Origin of the sequence: Pseudomonas sp. NFACC41-3, from assembly GCF_900109505.1 — a bacterium.
Classification (GTDB): Bacteria; Pseudomonadota; Gammaproteobacteria; order Pseudomonadales; family Pseudomonadaceae; genus Aquipseudomonas; species Aquipseudomonas chlororaphis.
Genome location: NZ_FOAE01000001.1, coordinates 667234 through 685643, shown reverse-complemented (window position 1 = coordinate 685643; position 18410 = coordinate 667234). Strand labels below are relative to the sequence as shown.

Below are 18410 nucleotides of genomic sequence, written 5' to 3'. Positions count from 1 at the left end.
ATCTGCATGTCCCTGTTCGGTAAACACGCCGCGGTCCTGGTCCTGGCGGCGCTGGCCGGCTTCAGCGCCCTGGAGGTGTCCGCGGCCCAGCCGACGAACAACAAGGCCAAGGTCGAGACCGTCTCGATGCTCGGCGGCAAGTTCAAGTTCAGCCTGCCCAAGGGCTTTATCGCCAACCCGTTGCCGGCCGGCGACGAAGCCAGCGGCACCGCCGGCGCCACCGGCACTCTGTACACCAACGCCAGCACCAAGACCGTGGTCATCGCCGCGCAGAACCTGATCCCCGATGCGGTGCAGGCCAAGGACAACGACGCGCAGTTCCTCGACAGCGCGGTGTCGGGTTTCCTCTCGCAACAGGCGGCAGCCCTGCCGGACTTCAGCAAGCAGAGCGAAAAGAGCATGACCCGCGGCGGCCTCGGCCTGCGCCAGATCGACAGCACCGCGACCCAGGGCGGCGGCATGACCCAGAGCTCCACCCTGCTGGCCGGCTCGGGTAACCGCATGGCGGTGGTGCAGGTGATTTCGCGAATCGGCGACAAGACCAATCACGACAAGCTGGTCAGCCAGATCGTCGGCAAGTAAGCGCAGCGGCACAGCGGCCGCGGCGGGTTCACGGCTTCAAGGGTTGAGGCTGAGCAACCAGCGGTTCAGGTCCTGGAGCTCGGTGTCGCTGATGGTGTGACCAATGCCCGGGTAGGCATGGAATTGCGGAGCCAGGCCCAGGCCGCGCAACAGGCTGTCGGCCTCGGAGCCGTCGCTGTAAGGCAGGCGCATATCCGCGGTGCCATGGGCGATGAAGATCGCCAGCCGCTCCAGGCCCGCGCCGCTCTTGAGCTGCGAGCGCAGCACCGGCAGGATCTTCCCGCTCAGGGCGGCAATCCCACGGACCGCCTGGGGATGGCGCAGGCCCAGCTCGTAGGCCATGATCGCACCCTGGCTGAAGCCCACCAGGAACACCCGGTCGGCGCGGGTGTGGTACTTGGCGAGCGCCTGCCGGACGAACTCGTCGATCAGCTTGGCACTGTCGGCCAGCTCGACGGTCACCCCGTCGTAAGCGCCTTCGCCCTGCTTATGAAACCACTGGTAACTGCCCTCTTCCACCGTCTGCGGCGCCCGTACCGAGAGATAGGTGTAATCCGCCGGCAACCCATCCTTGAGGCCGAACAGGTCTTCTTCGTTGCTGCCGTAGCCATGGAGAAAAATCACCAAAGGCCGGTCGCGGGAATCGGCCGCGGCCTGTTCCAGGTAGAGCAGCGGCAGGTCGTCGTGCAGCACCGTCTGCGCCTGGGCAGTGGCGCAAACACTTAGCAGTAACAGGGCCAGGAACTTGAACATGGGACGTCCTTCCGGGTGGGCAGGCCTGGCGATGTGGCCTGGCCTGCGAGTAGGGGAAACGCTCGGCCATCATCAGGCCGGCGCACGTCTCAATCGTTGGTCAGCTTGCCGCTGCGGATCGGCTCGCGGCCGGCGACCTTGGCCTGCCAGATGCCCGGCTCGGTGTAGCGGCTGCGGTCCAGGGCGAACAGCACGCCGCTGGTGGCGGCGCGCACCACGCTGACGACGTCGTTCAGCGGGTCGACCACCTCGAAGATCGCATCGCCCCGCTCCACCCATTCGCCAGCCTCACGCAGGAAACTGACCACCCCATGGTGCGGGGCGAACAGGTATTGGGTGCCTTCGAACGGCATGCCCTCGCAGCAGGCGTCCGGAGTCGCCGGCCATTGGCCGTCGATAAACCCCTGCTCGGCGAGAAAACCGAGGATCGCTTCGCAGTTGGCCTGGGCCTGTTCGACCCGGGTGTCGCCCATGCTGCCCAGCTCCAGGGTGGTGGCGAGGTTGGCCGGGGGAATCGCCGCCCGCGGGAAGTCGTGGGCCAGGCGCAGCCAGGGCGTGGAGCAGGATTCGTCGAACGAGCTACCGCCGGAATCTTCGCAAAGCAGCGCCACGCCGGCCTTCAGCCGCGCGGCCAAGGGCTGCCAGCGTGGCCAGTGCTGAGGCAATGCGTAGAGGTGGATCGCCGCTTCGAAATCGCAGTGCAGGTCGAGGGTGATGTCGGCGTCGCAGGCATGGCGCAGCAGCAGGCGTTGCAGGGCCTGGAGCTGCGAGGTCGGGGCTGGCAGAGCGTCAAGGACATCGCCCATGGTCTGGCGGATCAAGGCGACGTTGGCCGCCGCATCGCTGCCCAGGCGGTCACCGATCAGGTCGCCCACCGGGCCGCTGAGTTCGACGAAGGCACGGTTGAAGTTCTTCCCGCTGCCGCTTTCGAAACGCCCCAGGTGGCTGCTTTGCAGGTGCTGGTCGAGGCCGATGGGGTTGGCCACCGGCACCAGCTCGATCACGCCCTTGAGTTGCCCCTGGGCTTCCAGTTCGCTCAGGCGTTTTTTCAGTTCCCAGGCGGTGCGCATGCCCGGCAGCTCGTCGGCGTGCAGGCTGGCCTGGATATAGACCTTGCGGCTGCCGCCGCCAAAACGGAACACGCTGAGCTGGCGCTGGGTGCCCAGGTGGCTCCAGGGCAAGGAATGGTCGATGCGTTGCATGAAGGGCTCCGGAAGAAAAATGGAGTTCGGCGGGGGCCGTAGCCTGAGGCATTTGCGCGGCCGTGAAAAGGTCGTCGTCCGCTGCCGGGTGGCGCGGGCTTCTGTAGCCGCTGCCGCAGGCTGCGATAAGGCCGAAGGCCTTCAGCGATCTCAAGGTCCCTGCGCCCCCTGCGGGGTCGATCGCAGCCTCGCGGGCTCGGCAGCGGCTACAGGGGCGCCCCATCGCACGGGGGGAAATCGCACCCATAAAAAAGGCGGCGCCGTCTTCACGGTAGCCGCCTTTTCCAGCCCGGCAAATTACTCGCCGTAGACGTCGAACTTGAAGTACTTGTCCTGCACGGCCTTGTACTTGCCGTTGGCGCGGATCTCAGTAATGGCGGTGTTGAATTTCTCGGCCAGGGCGGTATCGCCCTTGCGCACGGCGATGCCGGCGCCGCCACCGAAGTACTTCGGATCGTTGTACTCGGGACCGACGAAGGCGAAGCCCTTGCCGGCGTCGGTTTTCAGGAAGCCGTCGTCGAGGTTGACCGAGTCGGCCAGCAGCGCGTCGATGCGCCCGGAAACCATGTCCAGGTTGGCTTCCTGCTGGGAGCCGTAGCGCACCAGGTTGATCCCGGCCGGCACCAGCACTTCGGTGGCGAAACGGTCATGGGTACTGGCGCGCAGCACCCCGACTTTCTTGCCCTTGAGTTCGGTCAGCGGATCCTTGACCTCGGTGCCTTCCTTCATCACGAAGCGCGCCGGGGTGTGGTAGTACTTGATGGTGAAGTCGACGTTTTTCTTGCGATCGTCAGTGATGGTCATGGACGACAGGATGGCGTCGATCTTGCGCACTTTCAGCGCCGGGATCAGGCCGTCGAATTCCTGCTCGACCCAGGTGCATTTGACGTTCATCTGCTCGCACAGCGCGTCGCCGATATCCACGTCGAAACCGGTGAGCTTGCCGTCGGGGGTTTTCATCGAGAATGGCGGGTAGCCGGCTTCGATACCGATGCGGATCGGCTTGGCATCGTCAGCCACGGCGGTCAGGGACAGCATGGACAGTGCCAGGGCACCGAACAGTACAAGCTTCTTCATTTATAACTCCCGTAGACGGAGGCTCTTATTGGCAGAAAGGTTCGATTGGGGGAAATCGAAGTGGCCAGCAGTCTAGAGCGGCGTCCGGGAGGCAAATTGTGTTTATGCGACAAATACTTATAGAAAAACCACACCCGCATTCAGGCGTCGGGCGAGCCGCCCCACATTAGTGCGAGGCCCCTGGAAAATGCCCTCGATCCCGGCATTTTTCCGCGTTCCAGCGCCTGAGTCGCGACTCGCCAGTCGCCGCCGGAACGCCTTGCAAGGCCTTAATCATCCTAGATACGAGCGGGCCGCGGTATTTCAGCCAGGCCCGGTACAGCGGTTTTGCGAGGACGACGTCCTCGATCGCAGCCTCGCGGGCTCGGCAGCGGCTACACGCACAACGCCAACTGTAGCCGCTGTCGAGTGCCAGCGAGGCTGCGAACGGGCGCGAAGCGACCGCCAATCAGGCACCACGGTGACTCAGCAGGCGCACTCCGCCACCACGCTCGCCGGCCGCTCCAGCTCGACGCTGAGGGCAAAGCCCTCATCCAGCCAGCCGGTCACGCCGCCAATCATCTCCTTGACCGGGTAACCCAGGGCCGCCAGCCTGACCGCGGCCTTGTTCGCGCCATTGCAATGCGGGCCGGCGCAATAGACCACGAACAGGGTGTCGCGGGAGTAGCCCGCCAGGCGCTCGGCGTTGATCAGCCGCCCGGGCAGATTGACCGCCCCCGGCACATGGCCGCGCTCGAACGCCAGCGGTCCGCGCACGTCCAGCAGGACGAAGTCGACCTCCCCGGCTTCCTGGCTGCCGAAGACATCCGAGCAATCGGTCTCGAAGGTCAGGCGGTTGGAAAAATGCATCAGGGCGATGGCCGAGGGGGCGGCGGGAACTTCACGAACCAGGCTGGTCATTGCGGCGTCTCCAGAACAACAGTGGGTGTGGCGAGACTTTATCGACACGAGCGACGCCGCTACAGTGGCGCACAAGACACTGACTGGTAACTTCCCGCCAAATGCATAACGCCCCCGGTTTAGTCGCGATCCTGGCCTACAACGGCCTCTGCACCTTCGAGTTCGGCATCGCCGTGGAGATCTTCGGCCTGGCCCGCCCGGAGTTCGATTTCCCCTGGTACGAACACCGCATCGTCGCCGTCGAGCCCGGGCCGCTACGGGCCATGGGCGGTATCCAGGTGCTGGCCGATGGCGGCATGGAGCTGCTGGAACAGGCGCGGACCATCGTCATCCCCGGCTGGCGCAACCGCAACGAGCCGCTGCCGCCGGGGCTGAGCGAGGCTTTGGTGCGCGCCCATGAGCGCGGCGCGCGGCTGCTGTCGATCTGCTCCGGGGTATTCGCCCTGGCGGCCACCGGGCTGCTGGACGGCCGGGGCGCCACCACCCACTGGCAATACACCGATGAACTGGCCGAGCGTTTCCCCGCCATTCTGGTGGACCCGGACGTGCTCTATGTCGATTCGGGGCAGATCATCACCTCGGCCGGCAGCGCCGCCGGGATCGACGCCTGCCTGCACCTGGTGAGCCGCGACTTCGGCACCCACGTCACCAATTCGGTGGCGCGGCGCCTGGTGATGTCGCCGCAACGCACCGGCGGCCAGGCGCAGTTCATTCCGGCGCCGGTCAGCCGCACGCCGCGCAACGACCTGTCGCGGGTCATGCATTGGGCCCGCGAACACCTGCATGAGCCACTGGAAGTGCGCGACCTGGCCAGCCAGGCGTTGATGAGCGAGCGCACCTTCCTGCGCCGCTTCAACCAGGCCACCGGCGTCTCGCCCAAGGCCTGGCTGCAGCACGAACGCCTGGCCCGGGCGCGGGAGTTGCTGGAGAGCGGCAGCGAGCACACCGAAACCATCGCCCTGCGCTGCGGCTACCGCTCGGTGGAGAGTTTTCGCGTGGCCTTTCGCAGCGTGGTGGGCCTGCCGCCGTCGGCGTACCGCGAACGGTTCGGGCGTGAGGAGAAGGTGGTCGCCGAGTGATGGGCCGGGCGGGAGAACGTCATCGCGGGCAAGTCGGATCGCCGCCCGCTCGCTCCTGCAGAAGCAGCTTCCCGCTTGCCTCAATCCTCGGGCTTGCGCAGCAGGTAGGTGTCCATGATCCAGCCATTGGCCTGCCGCGCCGCCTTGCGCACTTGCTGGATCTGCCCCGCGACCTCCTTGAGCCGGCCGGCAATCAGGATTTCCTCCGGCGTACCGAGGTAGGCGCCCCAGTAGATCTCCAGGTCCTGGTCCGCCACCTGGCGATAGGAGTCCTCGGCGTCGAGCATCACCACCAGGCTGTCGGCATCGCTCACCTGCCCCGCCGCCAGTCGCCGGCCGGTGGTGATCTCCACTGAGCGGCCGATGCGGTTCAACGGCACCTTGTGCTGCGCCGCCAGGGCCTGGACGCTGGTGATGCCGGGGATCACCTCGAACTCGAACGCACAGCGGCCGCTGGCCAGGATCGCCTGCAGGATGCGAATGGTGCTGTCGTACAGCGCCGGATCGCCCCAGGCCAGGAAAGCCCCGGTTTCACCGTCCGCCAGTTCCTCGTCGATCAGCCGCTCGAAGGTGCGCTGCTTGTCGCGGTTCAGTTCGGCGACGCTGGCCTGGTAATCCACCTCGGCGCCGCGCAATCGCTCCGGGCTTTGCGCTTCGACAAAACGGTAGCCGGGCCGCTCGATGTAGCGCTCGCAGATTTCCCGGCGCAGGTCGATCAGCGCGTCCTTGCTCTGGCCCTTGTCCATCAGGAAGAACACGTCGGTGCGATTGAGCGCCTTGACCGCCTGCATCGTGATGTAGTCGGGGTTGCCGGCGCCGATGCCGATGATCAGGAGGGTTTTCACGAGGGGCAGGTCTCGATGGCGAATCGGAAATGGAGTATGGCCGGGTTGTCGCGGCGCGTCACAAAGCGGCCGCCGGGCGGCCTATCGCGAGCAAGCTCGCTCCTACAAGGGGTTGCACTGTCTTTGTAGGAGCGAGCTTGCTCGCGAAAAAATCCCCAGGCCACGCCGAGCCAAGCCCGCTAATCGCGCTGGTCCAGACGCAAGCGCCAGCGCCCGTTGAAGCGCAGTTCGACCTGGGCCAGCGGCTCGACATCGATGGCATTGAAACTGGCCAGCGGGCACTGCATGACGTGCACCAGCGCCGCGCGGATGACCAGCGGATGGGTCACCGCCAGCACATGCCCGGGCTGCTCGCACAGCGACGCCAGCCAGGCCGCGACCCGCTCGCACAGCTGCGCCACCGACTCGCCGCCATGGGGCGCCAAGTGGCTGTCGGCCAGCCAGGCTTGCACGGCCTCGGGCTGCTCGCGCTGCAGATCGTCGAGAGCCAGGCCCTGCCAGCGGCCCATGTCACAGTCGCGCAACGCCTCCACCGTCTCCACGCTGGCGCCATACAAGGCAGCGGTCTGCCGCGCCCGTTGCTCCGGCCCGCTGAGCAGGCGCGGCGCACGCTTGAACGCGCCAGCCCGCGAGCCCGCCAGCGCCTGCCAGTCCATCTCCAGCGGTTCGTCCAGCGGGAAACGCACGCGCTTCTGGGCGACGGTCCGGGCATGGCAGATCAGGGTCAAACGGGTGGCCGGCACGGGGAATCTCTCGACGTTGAATGGACGCAGCGGGCAATGTGGCTGCGTTTGTATCATGGGCCGCCGAGGGATTCCCAACTTGTCGCAGCCGAATCTAGGAGCTGGCGATCCTCGACCGGGCCAGGTACAGCACCTCATAGTGTTCGGCGCCGCGCGCGCTGTCGGGCGCGCTGGCCGAAAGGGTGAAGCGCACCAGCTCCCAGGCCTGCAGGTCGAGGGCGACGAACACGGCGAAGGTGTCCGGGTCATCGGCCAGCCGCTGGTTGTGTTCGACCTGCTCGGCCAGCAACCTGGCGCGATCCGCCAGCGGGTCGATCGCCAGCGGCTCGCGGTAGAGCGTCCGTGCCTGGTTGGCACGCCCGCGACGCCAGTCCAGGGGCAACCAGGACTCGATGTGCGGACGGCCGAACGAGTCGATCACGCTGTCGAAACCGCTGCCCATAAGGAACTGGGCGGCGCCCGCCGGATCGGCCCAAAGGTAGATCGAGGCGTACAGGTTATGCCGCGCGCCGTGCACGCCCCGCTCCTGCCCGGCGAAGACCTTGAACAGCAACCCGTCGACCTCATCCCACAAGGGCCCGCGATCCGCGGCGCGGTGGCGGATCACGCCCATGTCGTAATCAGCGGGCAGGCGGTGTGAATACTGTTTGGCCAACATGGCGATGCTCCTGTGCTTGAAGGTGTTGCCAGCTTGCGCGGGGCCAGCCATTACAACAAGATATCGGCATATATATCTGCGATAAGCATTCGATATGAGCGAACCCCTCAAGCCGCTGGACATCGACACCGTGCACGCCTTCGTGCTGATCGCCGACTTCGGCAGTTTCACCCGCGCCGCCCAGGCGCTGGACACCTCCCAGGCCGCCATCAGCCTCAAGCTCAAGCGCCTGGAGGAACGCCTCGGCTACCGCCTGCTGGAGCGCACGCCGCGGCATGTGCGCCTGACACCGGTCGGCGAGCAGTTCATGCAGGCCGCCCGCGACCTGCTGCGCGCCCATGAGCGGGCCCTGGGCGATATGCAGGCGGCGCCGGCGCGGCGGCTGATCATCGGCATCAGCGACCACGTGGCCGGCGCGGAACTGCCGCACCTGCTGAGCCGCATCGCTGCCTACGATCCGTTGCTGATCATCGAGGTGCGCATCGCCTCCTCCCGGGACCTGACGGCGGCCTTCGACCGCGAGGAGCTGGACGCGGTCATCGTGCGCAACGAAGGCGCGCGCCAGGATGGCGAAGTGCTGGTGGCCGAGCGCTTCGGCTGGTTCGCCGCGCCGGCCTGGCAGCAGGCGCCGGGCACCCCGCTGCGGCTGGCGACCATGGCCGCGCCCTGTGGCGTGCGGCATGTCGCCGTGCGGGTGCTGGACGACGCCGGCATTGCCTGGACCGAGGTCTTTATCGGCGGTGGCGTGATGGCCGTGTGCGCCGCGGTCAGCGCCGGGCTCGGGGTTGCGGCGCTGGCCCATCGGGTGGCGCCGGCCGGCGCGGTGGAAGTCGGCGAACGTCTCGGGCTGCCGGTGCTGCCGGTCAGTGAAATCATCTTGCTCGCGCGGCCCACCGACGCCCGCTCCGAGGAAACCCTGCGCGCCCTCAGCGCCGCCTTTCGCGGCACCCTGCCGCGCTGACGCTGTGCCCAAAAAAACCTCGAACACCCAATAAACCGGGGCTTTCACGCCCCCTTTTGGCGCATTGCAGGGCGCCTTTATTTTTCACTGGACATGTAGCGTAAATTACATAAATACTGTTTTCACTTTCAGTGAAACAAAAACGACATCCACTTGCGAAGGCGTTTTTATGCCGTCTCTCAGAGACCAGATCACCGACCCGGCCCTCGACCTCACGCCTTCGGAGCGCAAGGTCATCCGGGCCCTGCTCGACCATTACCCGCGCAACGGCCTGGGGCCCATGTCGCGGTTGGCCGAACACGCCGGCGTCAGCGATCCGACCATCGTGCGGCTGGTGAAAAAACTCGGTTTCGGCGGTTATGCGCAGTTCCAGGAAGCGCTGCTCAGCGACATGGACGCTCGCCTGCGTTCGCCCAGCACCCTGTTGCAACCGCGGGCCCAGGTCCCTCGGGACGATGCCTGGAGCCATTACCTGCAAGGCAGCCTGCGCAGCCTGGAACAGACCCAGGCCCTGACCCAACCCGAAGACGTGCGCATCCTGGTCGACTGGCTGCTGGACAGCCGGCACGCGCTGTACTGCTACGGCGGGCGCTTCAGCAACTTTCTCGCCAGCTACCTGCTCAATCACCTGCGCCTGATGCGCCCCGGCTGCGTGGTCCTGGACGACAACGCGCAACTGCCCGACCGCCTGTATGACGTGCAGCGCCAGGACATCGTCCTGCTGTTCGACTACCGCCGTTACCAGAGCCAGGCCCTGCGCGTGGCCAGCGCGGCCAAGGCGCGGCACGCGCGGGTGGTGCTGTTCACCGACATCTACGCCTCGCCCCTGCGGGAGCTGGCGGACCTGATCATCAGTGCCCCGGTGGAGTCGGCCTCGGCCTTCGACACCCTGGTGCCGGCGCTGGCCCAGGTCGAGGCGCTGGTCGCCAGCCTGACCCTGCGCAGCACCGACCTGGACCGACGCCTGGAGGGCATCGACGCCCTGCGCAACGAATTCGCCACTCACCTGCTGGAGGACAAATAAGGATGGTCTGCCTTCCCCACCAATCGCCCCGCGACCTGCCATTCACTCTCGATCGCACCGCCCTGCTGCTGGTGGACATGCAACGGGCCTGGCTCGAGCCGCAGCTGGATCCGCATTTGCAGGTGCCGGACGCCGAGTACTTCATCAAGCGCACCCGCGAGCAGGTGATTCCCAACCAGCAGAAGCTCCTGGCGGCCATGCGCGGCGCCCGGCAGAACGTGCTGCACACCATTATCGAAAGCCTGACCGCCGATGGCCGCGACCGCTCGCTGGACCACAAGCTGTCGGACATGCACCTGCCCAAGGGCAGCCCGCAGGCGGCGATCATCGATCCGCTCGCGGCGCGGGAGAACGAAATCGTCCTGCCCAAGACCTCCTCCGGGGTCTTCAACTCGACCAACATCGACTACGTGCTGCGCAACCTGCAGACCCGCCACCTGATCGTCGCCGGCATCGTCACCGACCAGTGCGTCGACATGGCGGTGCGCGACGCCGCCGACCGCGGTTACCTGGTGACCCTGGTGGAAGACGCCTGCGCCACCTACACCGACGTCCGGCACCAGGCCTGCCTGAACGCGATCAAGGGCTACTGCTGGATCACCGACACCCAGACCGTGCTCGACCGCCTGCGGGAGATGCAGGCATGAGCCGCAACAGCGAACCGTTGCGGCCGGTGGCCATGACCACCCTGCTCACCACCGACCTGATCGGCGTCAGCCGTGGCCGCTCGTTCCCCAGCGACGAACTGGACAGCTACACCAGCGCCGGCTGCGGCTGGGTGCCGGCCAACAGCGCGCTGACCCCGCAGGACATCATTGCCGAGCCCAACCCCTGGGGCGCCCGTGGCGACCTGCGGCTGATCCCCGACCTGGCCAGCCGAGTCCAGGTCGGCAACGGCCCGGACGCCAGCGCCTCGCCGCTGGACTTCATCCACGCCGACATCCGCGAGACCGACGGCCAGCCCTGGGCCGCCTGCCCGCGCACCCTGCTGCGCAACGAGGTACAGCGCTACGCCAGCGAGCTGGGGCTGCAGATCACCGCCGCCTTCGAGCACGAATTCAACCTGCACAGCGCCACCGCGCAACCGGAGCGCCTGGCCTTCTCCCTGCAGGCCCAGCGCCAGGGTGCGGACTTCGGCGGCTGGCTGCTCAGCGCCTTGCGCGCCGCGGGCGTCGAGCCGGAAATGTTCCTGCCCGAATACGGCAAGCAGCAATACGAAATCACCTGCCGCCCGACCCAGGGCGTGGCCGCCGCCGACCGCGCGGTAAACGTGCGCGAGATCACCCGCGAGATCGCCCGGCAACTCGGCCATGGCCTGAGCTTTGCGCCCAAGACCGCGGAGCACGCGGTGTGCAATGGCGTGCACCTGCACCTGAGCCTGCAGGACCTGGATGGCACGCCGGTGCTGTACGACCCGCAGAGCGCCAATGGCCTGTCGCACCTCGGCGAGTGCTGGGCCGCCGGGGTGCTCAAGTACCTGCCGGCGCTCTGCGCCTTTACCGCGCCGACGCCGATTTCCTACGCCCGCTTGCAGCCCCATCACTGGAGCGCCTCCTACGCCTGCCTGGGCCAGCGCAACCGCGAAGCCTCGCTGCGCATCTGCCCCACCGTGAGCATCGGCGGCAAGCCCGTGGCGCCGCAGTACAACCTGGAATTCCGCGCGCTGGACGCCACCGCCTCGCCGCACCTGGCCATGGCCGCGGTGCTGATCGCCGGACGCCTGGGTATCGAACAGCAGTTGCCCCTGCGCGCCGTGACCGACGAAGTGCCGGACGAACTGAGCGCAGAGCAGCGCCAGGACCGCGGCATCGTCGCCCTTCCGGCCTCGTTGCCGCAGGCACTGGACTGCCTGCGCAACTGCCCGGAACTGCTGCAAGCGCTGCCAGCCCCGCTGCTGGAAACCTATTTCGCCGTCAAACACAAGGAAGTAGAACTGACCGAGCACCTGACCCCTGCCCAACTCTGTGAGCACTATGCACACCTGTACTGAAACCGCTGAACTGGGGCTGTACACCCGACCGGCCTACCAGCTGCTGCGAGAAGATTCCGCGCACCCGCTGATCCTCGTCTGCGAACACGCCAGCCGTTATATTCCGGCGCAACTCAACGACCTCGGCCTGGACCCGGAAGCGGCGCGCGAACACATCGCCTGGGACCCCGGCGCCCTGGAGCTGGCGCAAAGCCTGTCGCAGACCCTCGGCGCCACCCTGCTGACGGCCAATTATTCGCGGTTGCTGATCGACCTCAACCGCCCGTGCCAGGCCCACGACAGCATTCCGTTGCAGAGCGAGATCTACCAGATTCCGGGCAACCAGTACCTCGACGAAGCCACCCGCGAGTACCGCCGCAAGCAGCTGTTCAGGCCCTTTCATGCGTGCCTGAGCGGGCTGATCGACGCACGCCTGGCCGCGGGCCGGCCGGTGCGGGTGGTGGGCATCCACAGTTTTACCCCGCTGTACTACGGCCAGCGCCGTACGCTGGAGATGGGCGTGCTGTTCGACCGCGCCGAGGGTTACGCCCGGCGCCTGCTGGAAGGCATGTCGGTCCACGACGTGAAGATCGCCGGCAACGAGCCGTACAAGATCGACGCCCTGGGCGATATGACCGTGCCGGCCCACGGCGATGCCCGCGGGCTGGATTCGGTATTGATCGAGGTGCGCAACGACCTGCTGCGCACCCCGCAGGCCATACAGTGCTGGACGGATTATCTGGCACCGCTGTTGTAAAAAAGCTGTCAATCAGGATCGAGCTGTCGTTGTAAAAAAGCTGTTTGCTGTACCGGTACAATAACTATAAAAAACCGCCGTGGCGTGTCTTTAAACCTGCCAGGTTCAAATACATTGCCTGCCCCTGCAGGTCGTCCTTCGACCTCAGCGACAGGCTCCCGCCCCCCCTTTGGCTGACAAGGAGAACCTCTTCATGGAGATTGAAGAATTCGGCTACAAACAGGAACTCAAGCGCGGCCTGACGCTGCGCGACCTGGTGGTCTACGGGATGATTTTCATGATCCCCATCGCCCCGTTCGGGGTCTACGGCTATGTAAACCAGGAAGCACCGGGCATGGTGCCGCTGGCCTACATCATCGGCATGCTGGCGATGCTTTTCACCGCCCTCAGCTACGGCAGCATGGCCCGCGCCTTTCCCATCGCCGGCTCGGTCTACTCCTACGCCCAGCGCGGGCTCAACCCCCATGTCGGCTTCATCGCCGGCTGGCTGATGCTGCTCGACTACCTGCTGATTCCGCCGTTGCTGTACGTCTACGCGGCCATGGCGCTGAACCACCTGTACCCGGACATTCCCAAGGTCGGCTTCATCCTCGCGTTCCTGGTCAGCGCCACCTTCGTCAACCTGCGCGGCATCACCTTCACCGCACGGATGAACATCGTGTTTCTCCTGGCGCAACTGGTGGTGCTGGGGATCTTCCTGTTCTACGCCTGGAACGCCCTGCACGGTGGCGCCGGTAACGGCCAGCTGACCCTGGCGCCGCTGTACCACCCGGAGAATTTCCACTTCGGCATGCTGATGCAGGGCGTGTCGATCGCCGTGCTGTCGTTCCTCGGTTTCGATGCCATTTCCACCCTGGCCGAAGAGATCAAGAGCGAGCCGGGCAAGAGCGTCGGCCGCGCCGCGCTGATCACCCTGCTGGTGATGGGCGCGATCTTCGTGGTGCAGACCTGGATCGCCACCGACCTGGCCGCCGGCATGGGCTTCAAGTCGGCCGACACCGCCTTCTACGAGATCGCCGAAATCGCCGGCGGCAGCTGGCTGGCGACCCTGACCGCGGTGGCCACCGCGCTGGCCTGGGGCGTGGCGGTGGCCATCACCTCGCAAGCGGCGGTGTCGCGCCTGCTGTTCGGCATGGCCCGCGACGGCAAGCTGCCGAAGATCCTGGCCAAGGTCCACCCCAGGCACAACACGCCGCACGTCAGCATCTACCTGGTGGCCGTGCTGTCGCTGCTGATCTGCTACCTGTTCATCAACTCGGTAGACACCCTCACCTCCCTGGTGAACTTCGGCGCCCTCAGCGGTTTCATGTTGTTGCACCTGACCGTGATCAATCACTACTGGCGTCGCAACCATTCGGCCCAGGTACTGCGGCATCTGATTTGCCCGGTGATCGGCTTTCTAATTGTCTGCGCGATCATGTACAACATGGGGGTCGATGCGCAGAAACTCGGTTGCATCTGGATCGCCATCGGCCTGGTCTACCTGTTTTTCCTCAACAAGCTGGGCGCCAATACGGCGCTGGCCGATCCACTTTAATCAATACCCCCGGCCGCCGCGGCACCATGAAGGTGCTCCGGCGAATCCGAGTGGGCGCCGACAGGTGCCTGCGTGCCACCACCCGCCCATGCGGGCAGTGGCAGTAATGCGTGGAAACCGACAGTGATTGTCAGGTTCGGCGCCCCGGGTTTCGCGACCAGGCGTCGATCATTTTGATACAGGAGTGCATCCATGCTGGTCTTACGCCCAGTTGCGCCAGACGATTTGCCGGAGTTGCAACGGCTGGCCCGTGAAAGCCTGGTGGGGGTGACGTCCCTGCCGGACGATCGACAACACCTTTTGGACAAGATCCTCGACTCCTGCGCCTCCTTCGCCGCCAACGTGCAGGCGCCGGGGCCGGAGAACTATTTTTTTGTCCTGCACGACCCCGCCAGCGGCCAGTTGCGCGGCTGTTCGGAAATCCTCGCCATGGCCGGGTTTTCCGCGCCCTTCTATAGCCTGCGCAACCGGCCCTTCGTCAGCAGCTCGCGGGAGCTGAACGTGCAGCACGGCGTGCCGACCCTGTCGCTGTGCCAGGACCTGAGCAACCACAGCCTGCTGCGCGGCTTTCATATCGACCCGGACCTGGTCGGCACGCCGATGGCGGAGCTGCTTTCCAGGGCCCGCCTGCTGTTCATCGCCGCCCATGGCTCGCGCTTCGCCGACACCAGCATCACCGAGATCGTCGGCTACAGCAGCGACGACGGCCATTCGCCGTTCTGGGATGCCCTGGGCAAGCACTTCTTCGACCTGCCCTACGTCGAGGCCGAACGCCTGTGCGGCCTGCAAAGCCGCAGCTTCCTCGCCGACCTGATGCCGCAGTACCCGATCTACATCCCGATGCTGCCCAAGGCGGCCCAGGACTGTATCGGCCAGGTCCACCCGCAGGGCCGCGAGGCCTACGAGATCCTGCTGCGCGAGGGGTTCGAAGCCAACCACTATGTCGACCTGTTCGACGGCGGCCCGACGCTGTACGCCCGCCACAACGGCGTTCGCTCCATCCGCCAGAGCCTTATCGCCAACGCCTGCCCGGGCCCGCAGAGCGGCAGCGGCCGGGCCTGGCTGGCGAGCAACGAACGGCTGGGGCAATACCGGGCGGCCCTGGTGCACCTGGACGAAGCGCCGGGGGACCTGGTCAACCTTGACCCGCAAACCTTCCAGGCCCTGCACCTGCAAACCGGCGACCCGGTACGGCTGGTCGCCCTATGAAGAACCCCGGACACGTTTGCATTCGCCGCCGCAACAGGCGCGCAGAAGGAGCTGCATCATGATCGTTCGCCCGGTACGCATGACTGACCTGCCCGCGCTGATGGCCCTGGCCCAGCGCGCGGGCCTGGGGCTGACCACTCTGCCGGCCAACCAGGATCGCCTGACTCATCGGATTCGCTGGGCCCAGCGGACCTTTGCCGAACAGGTGGAACGGGCCGACGCCGACTACCTGTTCGTGCTCGAGGACGACGACCAGCAAGTGATCGGCATCAGCGCCCTGACCGGCGCCGTGGGCCTGCGCGAACCCTGGTACAGCTACCGGGTCGGCATGACCGTCAATTCGGCGCCGCACCTGGGCATCCGGCGGCAGATCCCGACCCTGTTCCTGAACAACGAGATGACCGGCCAATCGGAACTCTGCTCGCTGTTCCTGCGCCCCGACCAGCGCCGTGACAGCAACGGCCGCCTGCTGTCCCTGGCGCGCCTGCTGTTCGTCGCCGAGTTTCCGCACCTGTTCGGCGACAAGCTGATCGCCGAGCTGCGCGGCAAGGGCGACGAGAACGGCTGCTCGCCATTCTGGAACAGCCTGGGCCGGCACTTTCTGCAGATGGATTTCGTTCAGGCCGACCACCTGTCCAGCCTCGGCCACAAACCCTTTATCGCCGAACTGCTGCCGCGCCAGCCGCTGTACACCTGCCTGCTCAGCGAACCGGCCCAGGCCGCGATCGGCCAGGCCCACGAAAACGCCGAGGCGGCGCTGGCCATCCTGCGCCACGAAGGTTTTGCCCATCAGGGCCATATCGACATCTTCGACGGCGGGCCGGTGATCGAGGCCGAGCTGAGCAAAGTCCGCGCGGTGCGCGAAAGCCAGGTGCTGCCGCTGCTGGTCGGCACCCCGGACGACGATGCGCCGACCTGGCTGATCCACAACCGCCGGCTGGAAAGCTGCCGCGTCACCCGCGCCCGCGCTCGCCTGGTGTCCGGCTGCCTGCTGGTGGATCGCCTCAGCGCCAAGCGCCTGCAAGTGCAGCCGGGCGATCTGGTGCGCGCCGTGCCGCTGCTGGCCACCCAGGCCAAGGCGGCTGCGGTCGAAAGCCCAAGGACGGCGCTGGCTGATGCCTGAGCGGCGCCAAGGGCCGCATCGGACTCATTCGAGCTTGAACCCGTCATCCAGCGGCACCCGGTAGCCGTTGGCCAAGCGATTGGTTTCGTTGGCCATGCCGACCACCGCCTGCAACTCACCGAACATCGCCTCCGTCATCCCCGCCTTGCGCGCCGCGGCGGTGTGCGAAGCGATGCAATACGGACAGTTGTTGGTGACGCTGACCGCGACGTAGATCAGCTCCTTGGTCAGCGGATCGAGCGCCCCCGGCGCCATGATCTCCTTGAGACTGTCCCAGGTACGCCGCAAGGTCGGCGGATGGGCCGCCAGGCATTTCCAGAAGTTGTTCACCTGGTCGACCCGGCGGGTGCGCATGATGTCGTCGAACACCGCCCGCACTTCCGGGCTGGCGTCGGCGTATTCGGTGAGGTGGTTGCTCATTGAAGGCTCCGCTGTGGGGGACGAGGCTTTCGAGTATAGGCAGAGGGATCGCAGGCGCCTGTAGTCACATTCCCCCTTGTAGCCGCTGCCGAGCCTGCGAGGCTGCGATAGGACCGCAGGTCCTCCAGCGGTCTCGAGAACCTTGCGCCTGCTGCGCAGTCGATCGCAGCCTCGCGGGCTCGGCAGCGGCTACAGGTCCGGCCATGAGAAAATGCAGGGCCATCGCCGATCGAGCGTCTATTCCTGCAATCAGCGCTTGGCCGACAGCTCCATGATCATCCGCGCCAGCAGGTAGATCCGTGGCGCCACGCTCTCGACTTCGGCGTATTCCTCGGGGGTGTGGATATTGCCGCCGACGATGCCGAAGCCATCCAGGGTCGGCGTGCCGACGCCGGCCGAGAGGCTGGAGTCCGCCGCCCCGCCGCTACCCTCGATGGTCAGCTTGCGCCCCAGCTCGCCGTAGATGCCCTGGGCCATGGCCACCAGCGCATCGGACTTCTCGGTCTGCGGCATCGGCGGCAAACCGCGCTGCAAGGTGGTCTTGACTTCGGTGTCGGCGATCAGCTTGTTGGCCGAGACCCGCGCCAGATCCTTCTCGATGCGGTCGAACTCCTCCGGCACCGCCGCCCGCACATCCGCCTTAGCGGTGGCCTGGTCGGGAATCACATTGGTCCGGTCGCCGGCCTTGAGCACGGTGAAGTTGATGGTGGTTTTCTTCTCTTCATCCCCCAGCTTGCCCAGTTGCAGGATCTGGTGCGCCGCCTCCATCGCCGCGTTGCGCCCCAGCTCCGGCGCGACGCCTGCGTGAGCGGCCTTGCCCTTGACCTCCACCAGCGCCGTGGCGCTGCCCTTGCGCCACACCACCAGGCCATCGGCCGGGCGCCCCGGTTCCAGGTTCAAGGTCACGTCGTGGGCCTTGGCGGTTTTCTTGATCAGCTCGGTGGCGATCTCCGAACCGGTTTCCTCGCTGGCGTCGAGCAGGAAGGTGATCTGTGCATAGTCCTTGAACTTGAGGTTATCCAGGACCTTCAGCGCGTAGATCCCGGCGACGATGCCGCCCTTGTCGTCCATCACCCCGGGGCCGTAGGCGCGACCGTCCTGGATGCGGAACGGCCGCTCGGCCGCGGTGCCTTCCTTGAACACCGTGTCCATGTGCGCCATCAGCAGGATCCTCGCCTTGCCGGTGCCCTTGAGCGTGGCCAGCACATGGCTGCCGCCGGCCGTGCCGTTGGGGACTTTTTCGATGCTGGCGCCAAGCTTCTTCAGCTCGGCGATGGCGATGTCGCTCACCTGGTCCAGCCCCGCCTCGTAGCCGGAGCCCGAGTCGATGTTCACCAGACGCTCCAGCAGTTTCAGGGCGTCGCCCTGGTATTGCTGCGCATCGTTCTGCACTTGTGGGTGGGGGGCGGCGCTGGCGTGGGTGGCCAGCAGGCCAAGGGCGAGGGTCAGGCCGATACGGGCGGCCAGCAATGAGCGAGGGGAAGTCTGCGTCATGAATCGGTCCTTGTTTCGTGTCGGAAGGTGCCCGCCCACCCTACCTGACAAATTCGCCCCCCTCCATGCTGGCGCAA

Annotated in this window: 19 protein-coding genes; 10 read left to right on the top strand and 9 right to left on the bottom strand. The window is 66.2% G+C overall.

Annotated features, from left to right (window positions below):
* Positions 1 to 6: 6 nt before the first annotated feature.
* Positions 7 to 582, top strand: a complete 576-nt coding sequence (locus BMY68_RS03205; RefSeq protein WP_085530389.1) for a DcrB/PsbP domain-containing protein — start codon at positions 7 to 9, stop codon at positions 580 to 582.
* 36 nt (positions 583 to 618) lie between these two features.
* On the opposite strand, the gene BMY68_RS03200 is transcribed toward BMY68_RS03205, so the two are convergent.
* The 4 genes from BMY68_RS03200 to BMY68_RS03185 form a co-directional block, all read right to left on the bottom strand.
* Positions 619 to 1335, bottom strand: coding sequence for an alpha/beta hydrolase (locus BMY68_RS03200; RefSeq protein ID WP_085530388.1), 717 nt, complete (start codon positions 1333 to 1335; stop codon positions 619 to 621).
* An 89-nt stretch (positions 1336 to 1424) separates the two neighbouring features.
* Positions 1425 to 2537, bottom strand: a complete 1113-nt coding sequence (locus tag BMY68_RS03195) for a succinylglutamate desuccinylase/aspartoacylase family protein (RefSeq protein ID WP_085530387.1) — start codon at positions 2535 to 2537, stop codon at positions 1425 to 1427.
* A gap of 297 nt (positions 2538 to 2834) precedes the next feature.
* Entirely contained in the window at positions 2835 to 3614 is a 780-nt protein-coding gene (locus BMY68_RS03190) for an ABC transporter substrate-binding protein (protein WP_007932592.1), read from the bottom strand.
* Between the two features lie 465 nt (positions 3615 to 4079).
* A complete protein-coding gene (locus BMY68_RS03185; RefSeq protein ID WP_009043116.1) occupies positions 4080 to 4514 on the bottom strand; it encodes a rhodanese-like domain-containing protein in 435 nt (144 codons plus the stop codon).
* A 101-nt stretch (positions 4515 to 4615) separates the two neighbouring features.
* Here BMY68_RS03185 and ftrA point away from each other — a divergent pair, with 101 nt between their 5' ends.
* Positions 4616 to 5593, top strand: coding sequence for a transcriptional regulator FtrA (ftrA, locus tag BMY68_RS03180; RefSeq protein WP_085530386.1), 978 nt, complete (start codon positions 4616 to 4618; stop codon positions 5591 to 5593).
* 80 nt (positions 5594 to 5673) lie between these two features.
* Here ftrA and cobF read toward each other — a convergent pair whose 3' ends face one another.
* The 3 genes from cobF to BMY68_RS03165 form a co-directional block, all read right to left on the bottom strand.
* Positions 5674 to 6438: a precorrin-6A synthase (deacetylating) gene (gene cobF, locus BMY68_RS03175; RefSeq protein ID WP_062822901.1), complete on the bottom strand. Its 765-nt coding sequence runs from the start codon at positions 6436 to 6438 to the stop codon at positions 5674 to 5676.
* Positions 6439 to 6617: 179 nt separating this feature from the next.
* Positions 6618 to 7181 carry a histidine phosphatase family protein gene (locus BMY68_RS03170; protein WP_085530385.1) on the bottom strand — a complete coding sequence of 188 codons (564 nt, stop codon included), beginning with the start codon at positions 7179 to 7181 and terminating at the stop codon, positions 6618 to 6620.
* Positions 7182 to 7275: 94 nt separating this feature from the next.
* Complete coding sequence (locus BMY68_RS03165) at positions 7276 to 7839, bottom strand: DUF4865 family protein (protein WP_085530384.1); 564 nt, start codon at positions 7837 to 7839, stop codon at positions 7276 to 7278.
* A 94-nt stretch (positions 7840 to 7933) separates the two neighbouring features.
* Between BMY68_RS03165 and BMY68_RS03160 the strand changes: the two genes are divergently transcribed.
* From BMY68_RS03160 to astA, 8 genes are all read left to right on the top strand, one after another.
* On the top strand, positions 7934 to 8800 hold the full coding sequence (locus tag BMY68_RS03160; RefSeq protein ID WP_085530383.1) for a LysR family transcriptional regulator: 867 nt from the start codon (positions 7934 to 7936) through the stop codon (positions 8798 to 8800).
* 169 nt (positions 8801 to 8969) lie between these two features.
* Positions 8970 to 9824 carry a MurR/RpiR family transcriptional regulator gene (locus tag BMY68_RS03155; RefSeq protein WP_085530382.1) on the top strand — a complete coding sequence of 285 codons (855 nt, stop codon included), beginning with the start codon at positions 8970 to 8972 and terminating at the stop codon, positions 9822 to 9824.
* Positions 9825 to 9826: 2 nt separating this feature from the next.
* Positions 9827 to 10471 (top strand): cysteine hydrolase family protein, encoded by a 645-nt coding sequence (locus BMY68_RS03150; protein WP_009043110.1) that lies wholly within the window; start codon positions 9827 to 9829, stop codon positions 10469 to 10471.
* Positions 10468 to 11814 (top strand): type I glutamate--ammonia ligase, encoded by a 1347-nt coding sequence (locus BMY68_RS03145; protein ID WP_085530381.1) that lies wholly within the window; start codon positions 10468 to 10470, stop codon positions 11812 to 11814. Before BMY68_RS03150 ends, BMY68_RS03145 begins: the two co-directional genes overlap by 4 nt.
* Positions 11798 to 12550 (top strand): N-formylglutamate amidohydrolase, encoded by a 753-nt coding sequence (locus BMY68_RS03140; RefSeq protein WP_085530380.1) that lies wholly within the window; start codon positions 11798 to 11800, stop codon positions 12548 to 12550. Before BMY68_RS03145 ends, BMY68_RS03140 begins: the two co-directional genes overlap by 17 nt.
* A gap of 193 nt (positions 12551 to 12743) precedes the next feature.
* Entirely contained in the window at positions 12744 to 14087 is a 1344-nt protein-coding gene (locus BMY68_RS03135; protein ID WP_009043107.1) for an APC family permease, read from the top strand.
* Positions 14088 to 14279: 192 nt separating this feature from the next.
* The gene (locus BMY68_RS03130) at positions 14280 to 15296 is read left to right on the top strand and encodes an arginine N-succinyltransferase (RefSeq protein WP_085530379.1); all 1017 of its coding nucleotides are present in this window, start codon (positions 14280 to 14282) and stop codon (positions 15294 to 15296) included.
* A 58-nt stretch (positions 15297 to 15354) separates the two neighbouring features.
* The gene (astA, locus tag BMY68_RS03125) at positions 15355 to 16419 is read left to right on the top strand and encodes an arginine N-succinyltransferase (protein ID WP_009043105.1); all 1065 of its coding nucleotides are present in this window, start codon (positions 15355 to 15357) and stop codon (positions 16417 to 16419) included.
* Positions 16420 to 16443: 24 nt separating this feature from the next.
* On the opposite strand, the gene BMY68_RS03120 is transcribed toward astA, so the two are convergent.
* Both BMY68_RS03120 and BMY68_RS03115 read right to left on the bottom strand, forming a co-directional pair.
* Positions 16444 to 16839, bottom strand: coding sequence for a carboxymuconolactone decarboxylase family protein (locus BMY68_RS03120; protein ID WP_062822909.1), 396 nt, complete (start codon positions 16837 to 16839; stop codon positions 16444 to 16446).
* 249 nt (positions 16840 to 17088) lie between these two features.
* Positions 17089 to 18333, bottom strand: a complete 1245-nt coding sequence (locus BMY68_RS03115; protein ID WP_085530378.1) for a M20/M25/M40 family metallo-hydrolase — start codon at positions 18331 to 18333, stop codon at positions 17089 to 17091.
* Positions 18334 to 18410 lie beyond the last annotated feature (77 nt).

Bases quoted from the DNA above. Each gene is read 5' to 3' on its own strand.
- BMY68_RS03155 (WP_085530382.1), top strand. From the start codon at position 8,970: ATGCCGTCTCTCAGAGACCAGATCACCGACCCGGCCCTCGACCTCACG.
- BMY68_RS03150 (WP_009043110.1), top strand. From the start codon at position 9,827: ATGGTCTGCCTTCCCCACCAATCGCCCCGCGACCTGCCATTCACTCTC.
- BMY68_RS03145 (WP_085530381.1), top strand. From the start codon at position 10,468: ATGAGCCGCAACAGCGAACCGTTGCGGCCGGTGGCCATGACCACCCTG.
- ftrA (WP_085530386.1), top strand. From the start codon at position 4,616: ATGCATAACGCCCCCGGTTTAGTCGCGATCCTGGCCTACAACGGCCTC.
- BMY68_RS03115 (WP_085530378.1), bottom strand. From the start codon at position 18,333: ATGACGCAGACTTCCCCTCGCTCATTGCTGGCCGCCCGTATCGGCCTG.
- BMY68_RS03120 (WP_062822909.1), bottom strand. From the start codon at position 16,839: ATGAGCAACCACCTCACCGAATACGCCGACGCCAGCCCGGAAGTGCGG.
- BMY68_RS03190 (WP_007932592.1), bottom strand. From the start codon at position 3,614: ATGAAGAAGCTTGTACTGTTCGGTGCCCTGGCACTGTCCATGCTGTCC.
- BMY68_RS03205 (WP_085530389.1), top strand. From the start codon at position 7: ATGTCCCTGTTCGGTAAACACGCCGCGGTCCTGGTCCTGGCGGCGCTG.
- BMY68_RS03200 (WP_085530388.1), bottom strand. From the start codon at position 1,335: ATGTTCAAGTTCCTGGCCCTGTTACTGCTAAGTGTTTGCGCCACTGCC.
- astA (WP_009043105.1), top strand. From the start codon at position 15,355: ATGATCGTTCGCCCGGTACGCATGACTGACCTGCCCGCGCTGATGGCC.
- BMY68_RS03195 (WP_085530387.1), bottom strand. From the start codon at position 2,537: ATGCAACGCATCGACCATTCCTTGCCCTGGAGCCACCTGGGCACCCAG.
- BMY68_RS03160 (WP_085530383.1), top strand. From the start codon at position 7,934: ATGAGCGAACCCCTCAAGCCGCTGGACATCGACACCGTGCACGCCTTC.
- BMY68_RS03135 (WP_009043107.1), top strand. From the start codon at position 12,744: ATGGAGATTGAAGAATTCGGCTACAAACAGGAACTCAAGCGCGGCCTG.
- BMY68_RS03165 (WP_085530384.1), bottom strand. From the start codon at position 7,839: ATGTTGGCCAAACAGTATTCACACCGCCTGCCCGCTGATTACGACATG.
- BMY68_RS03185 (WP_009043116.1), bottom strand. From the start codon at position 4,514: ATGACCAGCCTGGTTCGTGAAGTTCCCGCCGCCCCCTCGGCCATCGCC.
- BMY68_RS03130 (WP_085530379.1), top strand. From the start codon at position 14,280: ATGCTGGTCTTACGCCCAGTTGCGCCAGACGATTTGCCGGAGTTGCAA.
- BMY68_RS03140 (WP_085530380.1), top strand. From the start codon at position 11,798: ATGCACACCTGTACTGAAACCGCTGAACTGGGGCTGTACACCCGACCG.